The sequence below is a fragment of the Vibrio scophthalmi LMG 19158 genome (genome assembly GCF_000222585.1).
In the GTDB taxonomy this organism is placed as follows: Bacteria; Pseudomonadota; Gammaproteobacteria; order Enterobacterales; family Vibrionaceae; genus Vibrio; species Vibrio scophthalmi.
The window spans coordinates 43,571-54,294 of the sequence record NZ_AFWE01000201.1 but is presented as its reverse complement, the minus strand read 5'-3'; the positions used below and the strand labels follow the sequence as shown (position 1 = coordinate 54,294).

12 protein-coding genes are annotated in these 10,724 nt (G+C 46.0%); all 12 read left to right on the top strand.

Annotation, left to right across the window (positions count from 1 at the left end; all coding sequences use genetic code 11):
• Positions 1 to 176: 176 nt before the first annotated feature.
• The 12 genes from RH88_RS17760 to tolA all read left to right on the top strand — a co-directional run bounded on the left by RH88_RS17760 (position 177) and on the right by tolA (position 10,720).
• The gene (locus tag RH88_RS17760; protein ID WP_005598586.1) at positions 177 to 1,916 is read left to right on the top strand and encodes a glycoside hydrolase family 36 protein; all 1,740 of its coding nucleotides are present in this window, start codon (positions 177 to 179) and stop codon (positions 1,914 to 1,916) included.
• A 65-nt stretch (positions 1,917 to 1,981) separates the two neighbouring features.
• Positions 1,982 to 2,503: a crossover junction endodeoxyribonuclease RuvC gene (gene ruvC / locus RH88_RS17755; RefSeq protein ID WP_005598584.1), complete on the top strand. Its 522-nt coding sequence runs from the start codon at positions 1,982 to 1,984 to the stop codon at positions 2,501 to 2,503.
• Positions 2,504 to 2,601: 98 nt separating this feature from the next.
• Positions 2,602 to 3,219, top strand: a complete 618-nt coding sequence (gene ruvA, locus RH88_RS17750; protein WP_005598582.1) for a Holliday junction branch migration protein RuvA — start codon at positions 2,602 to 2,604, stop codon at positions 3,217 to 3,219.
• Between the two features lie 12 nt (positions 3,220 to 3,231).
• On the top strand, positions 3,232 to 4,236 hold the full coding sequence (gene ruvB / locus RH88_RS17745) for a Holliday junction branch migration DNA helicase RuvB (protein ID WP_005598581.1): 1,005 nt from the start codon (positions 3,232 to 3,234) through the stop codon (positions 4,234 to 4,236).
• Between the two features lie 530 nt (positions 4,237 to 4,766).
• Positions 4,767 to 6,353, top strand: coding sequence for a cytochrome ubiquinol oxidase subunit I (gene cydA, locus RH88_RS17740; RefSeq protein WP_005598580.1), 1,587 nt, complete (start codon positions 4,767 to 4,769; stop codon positions 6,351 to 6,353).
• Positions 6,354 to 6,364: 11 nt separating this feature from the next.
• Positions 6,365 to 7,501: a cytochrome d ubiquinol oxidase subunit II gene (gene cydB, locus RH88_RS17735; protein ID WP_005598578.1), complete on the top strand. Its 1,137-nt coding sequence runs from the start codon at positions 6,365 to 6,367 to the stop codon at positions 7,499 to 7,501.
• 12 nt (positions 7,502 to 7,513) lie between these two features.
• Positions 7,514 to 7,621, top strand: a complete 108-nt coding sequence (cydX, locus tag RH88_RS23080; protein ID WP_000270284.1) for a cytochrome bd-I oxidase subunit CydX — start codon at positions 7,514 to 7,516, stop codon at positions 7,619 to 7,621.
• Positions 7,614 to 7,916 carry a cyd operon protein YbgE gene (ybgE, locus tag RH88_RS17725; protein WP_005598576.1) on the top strand — a complete coding sequence of 101 codons (303 nt, stop codon included), beginning with the start codon at positions 7,614 to 7,616 and terminating at the stop codon, positions 7,914 to 7,916. Before cydX ends, ybgE begins: the two co-directional genes overlap by 8 nt.
• A 165-nt stretch (positions 7,917 to 8,081) precedes the next feature.
• Positions 8,082 to 8,501: a tol-pal system-associated acyl-CoA thioesterase gene (ybgC, locus tag RH88_RS17720; RefSeq protein WP_005598574.1), complete on the top strand. Its 420-nt coding sequence runs from the start codon at positions 8,082 to 8,084 to the stop codon at positions 8,499 to 8,501.
• Positions 8,491 to 9,174, top strand: coding sequence for a protein TolQ (tolQ, locus tag RH88_RS17715; protein WP_005598572.1), 684 nt, complete (start codon positions 8,491 to 8,493; stop codon positions 9,172 to 9,174). Before ybgC ends, tolQ begins: the two co-directional genes overlap by 11 nt.
• A gap of 3 nt (positions 9,175 to 9,177) precedes the next feature.
• Positions 9,178 to 9,621: an ExbD/TolR family protein gene (locus tag RH88_RS17710; protein ID WP_005598570.1), complete on the top strand. Its 444-nt coding sequence runs from the start codon at positions 9,178 to 9,180 to the stop codon at positions 9,619 to 9,621.
• Positions 9,622 to 9,634: 13 nt separating this feature from the next.
• Positions 9,635 to 10,720 carry a cell envelope integrity protein TolA gene (tolA, locus tag RH88_RS17705; RefSeq protein ID WP_005598568.1) on the top strand — a complete coding sequence of 362 codons (1,086 nt, stop codon included), beginning with the start codon at positions 9,635 to 9,637 and terminating at the stop codon, positions 10,718 to 10,720.
• The last annotated feature ends 4 nt before the right edge of the window (positions 10,721 to 10,724 follow it).

The following is a 10,724-nucleotide window of genomic DNA, read 5'->3' as shown; positions in this document are numbered from 1 at the left end:
GGTATTAGGTGAAGTATCTAGTACCAAATGACCATAAACAGCAAAACGTGATTGGACTAACAGTCTTGCTCTAAACCAACATAGATTTCATGGTTTGGCGGTGTTGTAATGCAGTTTATAAACAAGCTTGGCAAATACTGAGTTTTTCGTTGCAGTGATTGTAATAGGGAAGAAAGATGCAGAAGCGAATTACCATTGATGGAATGCTGGATCTGCATATCGCCAATAAGGATGTTCTGGCGACTTACGACAATCATGAGGTCCACTTTACTTACATTGGTCTTTCCAATGATCGTGTCAGTGAGCGGTATTTGCTGTTTTCTCTTGATTACCACATCGAACCGCAAGCCATTCTCTATGGTGACGGTTTTCAAATGCACAGCCAAGTTTGTGGTCGGTTAGAGGACTTACGCGATATTGGACTGGGCCAAGATAATAGTTCGACCTACCGCCTCTATCCTCGTTCAGAAGCGAAGCGATTCTATAATCATGTGATCGTCTCTGACTCACTTGGCTACACCTTGTTTGGTTTCACTTCTTGTCATCGTTTTTCGGGTTATTTTCAGTTTAGTGAGATGAAGGGTATCCATAAACTAAGTGCCTATCTTGATGGCGAAAACACGTATCCGCAAGATTGGACCAGCAGTCAATTGGAATCAGTGTTGGTATTACAATCGGCCAACTTACAGGATCTCTATGCTCAATATGCCGACCGCCTCGCGGTACAACATCCGCCACGCCGACCGAACAGCAGTGCAGCTCCAATTGGATGGAGCGGTCACCACGCTTATGATATAGCGGTTAACGATCGCCAACTTCAAGCGAATTTAAATGCTTTGCCCACCCTGTCAAATGCGGTTGAGTACGTCTTGATTGATGAGGGTTATCAAGCGGCAATCGGTGATTGGCTCACGCCGTCAGAGCTCGGTGGCATTGATGTCAAACAGCAGATTAAGCAGATCCGCGCTGCTGGTAAAAAGCCAGCAATTTGGCTCGCGCCTTTTATTGCTCAGCAGCAATCCGAGTTGTTTAAACATTACCCTGATTGGTTTGTGAAGAACGAAGCAGATCGCCCACTCAAAGCGGAAGAGATCACTCATGCCGGATGGCATTCAACGCCATGGTACATACTTGATATGACCAATCCTGATGTGCAAGAACACATTGGGGAAGTCGTTCGTTATATGCGGGTAGAGTGGGGAATTGAACTTTTCAAACTCGACGCTTGTTACTGGGGCGCAATTAAAGCTCAGCGATCGCAAACTGGTTTGACTGGGGTTGAAGCTTATAGAATGGGGGTGCAAGCCATCACTGATGCTGCTGATAGTGCCATTGTAATGGCCAATCATGCGCCGCTTTGGCCGTCATTAGGTATGGTAGATGTGATGGGGATTGGCACTGAGGTAGTCCGTGATGAACGGCGCTTTGAACAACATGCCAAAGAGGTATTGCTGCGCAGTTGGCAGCATCGCCGTTTGTGGCAAGTGGATCCTGATAGCCTGGTGCTTATTTCACTACCGAATCAAGGTACTGAGCGTAAATATTACGATTTTCATCGCACGGTTCATCTCGCGTGTGCGGGTGTATTGATGTTGGGCGACCCGCTGGATGAGATGACCGCATTTGCTAAGCAAAGCATCGATAAATTGATTATTCGCCTGCAACACAACCAAGAGGCGGTCCGGTTTTCTACGCTAAACCTTCAACATGGTTCATTAGCTTTAACCGCGAACAATGATCTTCATTGTTTGTTCAATTACCAACAACCGGCACGAGAGGTGACCTTAGCGGCTGATCATCCTGTTGATTGGCATGACTTTTGGACAGGAGAAAAGCTCAATCAACAGCCGATCCAGGCATTCGAAATTACCCTCGAGTCAGGATTGTCAGCACGCGCCATACTTACCGTGGGTTAAGCTCGCCAATCTGTGATGCCTGCTATACACTAAGTGCCAAAGTAAGGCATTGATTAGGTTTTAGTATGTCTATTATCTTGGGGATTGACCCAGGTTCACGCATTACCGGCTACGGTGTGATTCGGCAGCAGGGGCGTCATCTGCAATATTTGGGCAGTGGCTGTATCCGCACTTCAGAAAAAGAGTTGCCTGGCCGACTTAAACAAATTTACGCTGGCGTGACGGAAATCATTACTCAGTTTCAGCCGGATGTATTCGCGATTGAACAAGTGTTTATGGCGAAAAATGCCGATTCAGCGTTAAAGTTAGGACAAGCCCGCGGTAGCGCGATTGTGGCTGCCGTTAACGCGGATTTACCGGTGTATGAATACGCAGCAAGGCTAATTAAACAAGCCGTGACGGGCACCGGTGGCGCGGATAAACAACAAGTGCAACACATGGTGAAGCAGATGCTCAAATTGCCTGCATGCCCACAAGCGGATGCAGCGGATGCTTTGGGTGTCGCAATTTGTCATGCCAATACCAATAAAACCTTAGTCGCCTTAGCGGGCAAAGCAACCAGTGCCCGACGAGGTCGTTACCGTTAAGCGCATTTTTGAACCTTGCTCGATAGCCAGTTTTTACTGGCTATCCATCCAGTTATTTATTATTATCAAACCAAACTTTATTACACTAGGTACCTACCGTGATTGGACGTCTCCGCGGCATTCTGCTGGAAAAGCAACCTCCTGAACTCCTGATTGAAGTCAATGGCATTGGCTATGAAGTACAAATGCCAATGAGTTGTTTTTACGAGTTACCCAATATCGGTGAAGAAGCGATTATCTATACGCATTTTGTGGTGCGTGAGGATGCGCAGTTACTGTATGGTTTTAATACCGTGAAGGAGCGAGCGTTGTTCCGCGAAGTTATTAAAGCCAACGGCGTAGGGCCAAAGCTTGGTTTAGGCATTCTTTCAGGTATGACGGCCACTCAGTTTGTTGCCAGTGTCGAGCGTGAAGATATTTCAACCTTGGTTAAATTGCCGGGTGTCGGCAAGAAGACGGCAGAGCGCCTAGTGGTTGAAATGAAAGACCGCCTTAAAGGTTGGAGTGCGGGTGACTTGTTTACCCCATTTACCGACGCAGCACCGTTGGATAACAGTACCGGTTCGTCTCAAAGCAACGCGGAAGAAGAAGCGGTGAGCGCACTACTTTCATTAGGCTATAAACCAGTACAAGCATCTAAAGTAGTTTCTCAAGTGATGAAGCCAGGCATGACCTGTGAAGAGCTGATCAAAGATGCTCTAAAATCGATGGTGTAACGGGGATAATTCATGATTGAAGCAGACCGTTTAATTGCACCCGATAGCCCGATTTTTCGTGATGAAGACGTTATTGACCGTGCGATCCGTCCGAAAAAGTTGGATGACTATCGTGGTCAAGATCATGTCCGTGACCAGATGGAGATCTTCATTCAAGCTGCAAGATTACGCAATGAGCCACTCGACCATCTGCTGATTTTTGGCCCTCCGGGTCTGGGTAAAACCACCTTGGCTAACATTGTCGCGAATGAAATGGGCGTAAATATTCGTACCACTTCTGGCCCTGTGTTGGAAAAAGCGGGTGATTTGGCGGCATTGTTGACCAACCTTGAAGAAAATGACGTGCTGTTCATCGACGAAATCCACCGCCTCAGCCCAATGGTTGAAGAGGTCCTTTATCCGGCGATGGAAGATTACCAGTTAGACATCATGATTGGTGAAGGCCCAGCCGCGCGCTCAATCAAAATTGATTTACCGCCTTTTACCTTAATTGGTGCCACTACGCGTGCTGGCTCACTGACCTCCCCATTACGTGACCGTTTTGGTATTACGCAGCGACTAGAGTATTACCAAGTACCGGATCTACAGCACATCGTTCAACGCAGTGCCGATTGCTTAGGCTTGTCGATGGAATCGGAAGGTGCACTTGAAGTTGCACGCCGTGCTCGCGGCACACCGCGGATTGCCAACCGCTTACTACGTCGTGTACGGGATTATGCTGAAGTGAAAGGGGACGGTCATATTAGCCCTGACATCGCAGACAAAGCACTCAATATGCTCGATGTCGACGCACAAGGCTTTGACTACATGGATAGAAAGCTATTGTTGGCGATTATGGAAAAATTTGGTGGTGGCCCAGTGGGTTTGGACAATATGGCAGCTGCGATTGGTGAGGAAAAAGACACCATCGAAGATGTACTAGAGCCTTATCTTATTCAGCAAGGTTACCTCCAACGTACCCCGCGTGGACGAATTGCCACCGATCGCGCTTACTTGCACTTCGGAATCGATAAGTAAACTTTGATTACCGATTTGATCGCATCCACTCAAGTGTTCGTAAAAAAATACAATAAATTGTGAATACTTGAGTGAGTTTGTTTTGGTTTTCTTTTCCAAAATAGCACTTTGTGGCATGGGTCACATTTAGTAAATCTTGCCTAATACTCTCTAAGTAGCTGAAAATGATGGGTTGTTAACGATTGATGTTGATCGTCTTTGGTTTAACTTCGCATTTTTGCCATCTTCCACTCGTATAGTTGCTAAACTCTTGATTTGGATCAAATTGATGCATTTCTGTTCGAAAATGCAAATTTAATCTTGATGCAGATCAAAGCGAACCTTTGCCATAAACCTTTTGAAACATTGGTCTTTTCACAGTAATATTAGCGATAGCTATATTAGCTGATGCTTAACAATTAACTAACCATTGCGGCACATGTTTGTAACAACAGTGATGTTTTATAAACAACTCTCGAGTTTGTTCAACTATTGAGGTGCCAAAGCAATTAATGTAGAGCGTGTCTTTCAGCCGACACATAGGAGTTACCATGATTGACATAGTTGATCTATCGCGGTTGCAGTTTGCTTTAACTGCGATGTATCACTTCCTATTCGTACCACTGACCCTAGGTATGGCATTTCTGCTTGCCATCATGGAATCACTGTACGTAATGACCGATAAGCAAATCTATAAGGACATGACTAAGTTCTGGGGTAAGCTTTTTGGTATTAACTTCGCCCTTGGTGTGGCTACAGGCCTAACCATGGAATTCCAGTTTGGTACGAACTGGTCTTACTATTCCCACTATGTAGGTGACATCTTCGGTGCACCACTGGCCATTGAAGCCCTCGTTGCTTTCTTCTTAGAATCCACTTTTGTAGGTTTATTCTTCTTTGGTTGGGATCGACTGACAAAACGCCAGCACTTAGTGGTGACGTGGTTAGTTGCTCTTGGTTCAAACTTCTCCGCACTTTGGATTCTAATTGCGAACGGCTGGATGCAAAACCCAGTTGGCGCAGAATTTAACTTCGAAACCATGCGTATGGAAATGGTGAGCTTTGCTGATGTGGTATTAAACCCAGTTGCTCAAGTTAAATTCGTTCACACGGTAGCTTCTGGCTACACATGTGGTGCAATGTTTGTTCTTGGTATCAGCTCTTACTACCTAATTAAAGGTCGTGATATCGCGTTTGCACGTCGTTCATTTGCAATTGCAGCATCGTTTGGTATGGCAGCAATTCTTTCAACAATCGTACTGGGTGATGAATCTGGTTACGAGCTAGGCGAAGTTCAAAAAGTGAAACTCGCGGCGGTTGAAGCAGAATGGCATACAGAGCCAGCACCAGCAGCGTTCACGCTATTTGGTCTGCCAAATCAAGAAACGATGGAAACCGACTACGCGATTAAGATCCCATACGTAATGGGTATTATCGCTACGCGTTCTTTCGATGAGCAAGTGACGGGTCTGCACGATCTTCGTGATGATCACGTCGACCGTATCCGTACAGGTATGTACGCTTACGAATTGCTAGAAAAACTGCGCGCAGGTGATAAATCTGAAGCAAACATGGCCGCTTTCGATGAAGTGAAAGGTGACCTTGGTTACGGCTTACTGCTTAAGCGTTACACTGACAAAGTGACAGACGCAAGCGAAGAGCAAATTCAAGCGGCAGCGGACGATTCAATCCCTACTGTTTGGCCACTATTCTGGTCATTCCGTATCATGGTGGCATGTGGCTTCATCATGCTGTTCGTCTTTGGTGCTGCATTCCTACAAACTTGCCGTCAGAAGATTGAGCAAAAACCGTGGGTTCTTAAAGCTGCACTATTCAGTATTCCACTACCATGGATCGCAATTGAAGCGGGCTGGTTTGTCGCTGAATACGGTCGTCAACCATGGGCAGTAGGTGAGATTCTACCCGTTCACGTTGCCGCATCTGCTTTGACTGCCGCTGAGATCTGGACTTCGCTATTCGCAATTCTAGCGCTTTACACAGTGTTCTTGATTGCTGAAGTTTACCTAATGGTTAAGTTCGCACGTAAAGGACCGAGCAGCCTGAAAACAGGCCGTTATCACTTCGAGCAAAACGCTGACTCTGTTGAAGACAAAGTTAGTCGCCAAGTAGAAGCGTAAGGAGAAAGAATATGTTTGATTACGAAATCTTGCGATTCATCTGGTGGGTACTGATCGGTGTGCTTCTGGTTGGTTTCGCGATTACGGATGGCTTCGATATGGGTGTGGGCGCGCTTGTACCTATTATCGGTAAGAACGACAGTGAACGTCGTGTGATGATCAACTCGATCGCACCACACTGGGATGGTAACCAAGTTTGGCTTATCACTGCCGGTGGTGCATTGTTCGCGGCATGGCCACTAGTGTACGCAACGTCGTTCTCTGGTTTCTACCTAGCGATGATCCTAACACTTGCAGCGCTTTGGCTACGTCCAATTGGCCTGGATTACCGTTCAAAAATTGAAGACAAAAAATGGCGTAGCACTTGGGATATCTGTATCTCAATCAGTGGCTTCGTTCCACCAATCATCTTCGGTGTTGCGTTTGGTAACTTACTGCAAGGTGTACCGTTTGAACTGAGTGATTTCATGATGCCGACATATCATGGCAACTTCTTCGGTCTATTGAACGGATTTGCACTACTGTGTGGTTTTGTTAGCTTGTTCATGATTTTGATGCAAGGCGCAGCTTGGCTTCAAATGAAAACAACCGATGATGTTCATGTTCGTGCACGTAATGTAGCGCAAATCATGGGTCTTCTAACGGTTGCGACGTTTGTGACAGCAGGCTTCTTCATCCAAGATATGGAAGGCTACGTTATTAAATCTGTGATTGACACTGGTGCTGCATCGAATCCACTAACGAAAGAAGTGGTTCGTGAAGCGGGTGCATGGATGAATAACTTTGAGGCTTACCCAGCAATGTGGGCGGCTCCTATCCTAGGTGTTGCTATGCCATTGCTAGCTGTAGTTGCTTCTCGCTTTGAAAAAGGTGGTTTTGCGTTCCTATTCTCAAGTCTAGGTAACGCTGGCATCATCTTCACCGCGGGTCTATCAATGTTCCCATTCGTGATGCCATCAAGCCGCGTACCAAGCCACAGCTTGACAATGTGGGATGCGACTTCATCTGAACTGACTTTGAACCTAATGACTGGTGTTGCATTTGTAATGGTACCAATCATTCTTGGCTACACCACGTGGACGTACTACAAAATGTTCGGCCGTTTGGATAGCAAGTTCATTGAAGAAAACAAAAACTCACTTTACTAAGGAGCAATCACTATGTGGTATTTCGCATGGATTCTAGGTGTACTACTTGCTTGCGCATTCGGTATCATCAACGCTCTTTGGTTAGAGCATTCAGAAATGATGGATAAAGACAGTGAGTGATCTCGCTGAAAAGGTGGCAAAAATACATGCCCCTTTGGATAAGACCCTACTAAGGGTCTTATCTCTGGTTTTAGGTTTTTTCCATGTTGCGATGGTGATGTGGGATCCTCATGCGTATTCAGAGGCGATTGGCGGCTTTAATGCAGTCATTTCACCGCTGATGATATGGGCGATTTGCTCAAGCATGGTGTTTGGTTTGTCATTCAAACCACACAACTGGTATTGGCAAATTCTGTTTAGCCCATACTTCAGTTTGTCGATCCTGATTTACCTAACGATTATTTACGTTTCGTAATAGATTAGCCTGAGAAATCATCAGAAAATCATTTAAATAGCGCCACTTTTGATAAGTTGGCGCTATTTTTTTGTCTAAGTTCTGAAATCGTAGATTCGCCAGTGCACATCCGCAGCACAGATGGGGTATAGTAGTCGTTAAGTGTACAAATTTTAGAGTGTTACCGTGGAAGCAGCCCCTCATGGCTTTGAATGGCCAGTGACCGTTTATTACGAAGATACCGACGCCGGTGGTGTGGTTTATCATTCAAACTATCTAAAATATTTTGAGCGCGCACGAACGGAGATGCTTCGCAGTGTTGGCGTATCACAACATGCATTGTTGGAACAAAACACTGGTTTTGTAGTCCGACATATGGACATAGACTTTTTACAAGGTGCGCGCCTTGATGATCAGCTCGTAGTGAGAACGACAATCGCTGAACTCAAGAAGGCCTCTTTGACCTTCTGTCAGGAGATCGTCAATCCTGATAGTAAAACATTGTGTAGAGCAATGGTTAAGGTAGCATGTATCGATAATCAGAGGATGCGACCGACTGCGATTCCTCAAGCAATTTATATGGAGTTTTCTCGAAGTGACCGCTGATATTTCAATTCTTGACCTGTTTTTGCAAGCCAGCTTGCTGGTAAAAATGGTCATGCTGATCCTACTTGGTATGTCGATTGCCTCATGGGCGATGATCATTAAGCGCAGCAAAGTGCTTTCTCAAGCAACCAAAGAGACAGAAGCCTTTGAAGATAAGTTTTGGTCTGGCACCGATCTTTCAATTATTTATCAAGCGGTAAACAAGAGAAAAGATGAACTCACGGGTACCGAAGAAATTTTCTATGCCGGCTTTACTGAATTTGCACGTCTACGTAAATCCAATGCAAATTCGCCAGATTACATCATGGAAGGCACAGGCCGAGCAATGCGCGTGGCGGTCGCCCGTGAAGTAGATGATCTGGAAACCAATCTGCCTTTCCTAGCAACAGTCGGCTCTATCAGCCCATATATTGGTTTGTTTGGTACGGTATGGGGCATCATGCATGCGTTCATCGCGTTGGGTGAAGTGAAGCAAGCGACCCTGGCAATGGTTGCGCCGGGTATCGCAGAAGCCTTGGTGGCAACGGCAATGGGTCTATTTGCTGCAATTCCCGCCGTAATGGCATACAACCGCTTGAGCAATAAAGTGTCAAAACTTGAGCATAACTACGCGACGTTCTCAGAAGAGTTTCACAGCATTTTGCACCGTCAAGTGATGGCTGGCAGGGAGTAACGCATGGCGGGTTATCAACCTAAAAAGCGTAAAATGACATGTGAAATCAACGTGGTGCCGTATATCGATGTCATGTTGGTGTTGCTGATCATTTTCATGGTGACCTCACCCTTTGTAACACAAGGTGTTGAAGTTGAGCTGCCAAAAACGGCGGCGGCAGAATCAATGCAAGAGATGGCGGAAGATCCGAATATCAGCTTTATCATTGTTGAAGTGGACCGTGATGGTAATCTCGGATTAAGCGTCAATGATGAAGAGGTGATGCGTGGTATTTCACTGCAAGATTTGATCGTGCGAGTGAAAGCTGAGCTTAGTATCAAACCTAACTCACCGGTTGCGGTGGGTGGGGATGCAGCCACGCCTTATGCGGAGATTGTATTGGTTTTAGATGAGTTGGGCCGAGCAGGGATCCCGAAAGTGGGCCTGCTAACGGACATCAAGGAATAAGTTCAATCACTCCATGAAAGACAAAAAGCCCAATAAAAATAAACTCGGCAAACCAATGGTTATTTCGTTTGCCTTACACGCAGTCTTACTTGCTGCGTTGCTTTGGGGCGCGGATTTTACGATGTCGAAACCTGAACCTGTCGGTCGAATGGTGGAAGCGGTTGTGATTGATCCAGCCTTAGTGCGTAAACAAGCACAGCAAATTCGCGAGCAGCGAGAAGAGGCGTCGCGCAAAGAGCAAGATCGCCTTGATAAACTGCGTCGTGAAAGTGAGCAGCTTGAGAAGAACCGCAAAGCGGAAGAAGAACGCATTCGTAAACTGAAAGAGCAACAAGTCAAAGAAGCGAAAGCGGCGCGTGATGCGGAAAAATTACGTAAGCAAAAAGAGCAAGAACGCAAAGTTGAAGAAGAGCGTGTTCGTAAAGAAAAAGAACGCGCAGTCAAACTTGAGCAAGAGCGTAAAAAGAAAGAAGAGGCAATACGTGTAGCGGAAAAGCAGCGCTTAGAGAAAGAGGCTGCGGTAGCCAAAGCTGAGCAACAACGTATTGAAAAAGAAGCGGCTGCAGCGAAAGCAGAGCAGCAACGCATCGAAAAAGAAAAAGCAGCAAAAGCGGCGCAAGAGGCCGCCGCTAAGGCTGAAAAAGAACGCATAGCAAAAGAGAAAGCGGCAAAAGAAGCGGCAGAAAAGGCACGTAAAGAAAAGCAACGTTTAGAGCGCTTGGAGCGAGAACGCAAAGAGCAAGAAGCTGCGATGAACGATATTTTTGCTGGCTTGGAATCAGAAACGGAACAAAATAGCGCGGCGCGCAATCAATTTGTTGATAGTGAAATTTCGCGCTATGCCGCGATCTACACACAGCTGATTAAGCAAAATTTGCTCGTGGAGGACTACTTCCGGGGAAAGTCTTGTCGAGTTAACTTGCGCCTTATTCCTACCGGAGCGGGGGCTATTGTCGGAAACTTTAGTATCCTTGATGGTGATAGCCGAGTTTGCTCAGCAACAAAACGTGCGGTAGCTCAAGTGCCAAGCTTCCCACTGCCGACAGATGCGGATCTAGTCAACAAACTGAAAAACATCAATTTAACCGTTGAACTTTAAATAA

Bases quoted from the DNA above. Each gene is read 5' to 3' on its own strand.
- ruvC (WP_005598584.1), top strand. From the start codon at position 1,982: ATGTCTATTATCTTGGGGATTGACCCAGGTTCACGCATTACCGGCTAC.
- RH88_RS17760 (WP_005598586.1), top strand. From the start codon at position 177: ATGCAGAAGCGAATTACCATTGATGGAATGCTGGATCTGCATATCGCC.
- RH88_RS17710 (WP_005598570.1), top strand. From the start codon at position 9,178: ATGGCGGGTTATCAACCTAAAAAGCGTAAAATGACATGTGAAATCAAC.
- ruvB (WP_005598581.1), top strand. From the start codon at position 3,232: ATGATTGAAGCAGACCGTTTAATTGCACCCGATAGCCCGATTTTTCGT.
- cydX (WP_000270284.1), top strand. From the start codon at position 7,514: ATGTGGTATTTCGCATGGATTCTAGGTGTACTACTTGCTTGCGCATTC.
- tolA (WP_005598568.1), top strand. From the start codon at position 9,635: ATGAAAGACAAAAAGCCCAATAAAAATAAACTCGGCAAACCAATGGTT.
- cydB (WP_005598578.1), top strand. From the start codon at position 6,365: ATGTTTGATTACGAAATCTTGCGATTCATCTGGTGGGTACTGATCGGT.
- cydA (WP_005598580.1), top strand. From the start codon at position 4,767: ATGATTGACATAGTTGATCTATCGCGGTTGCAGTTTGCTTTAACTGCG.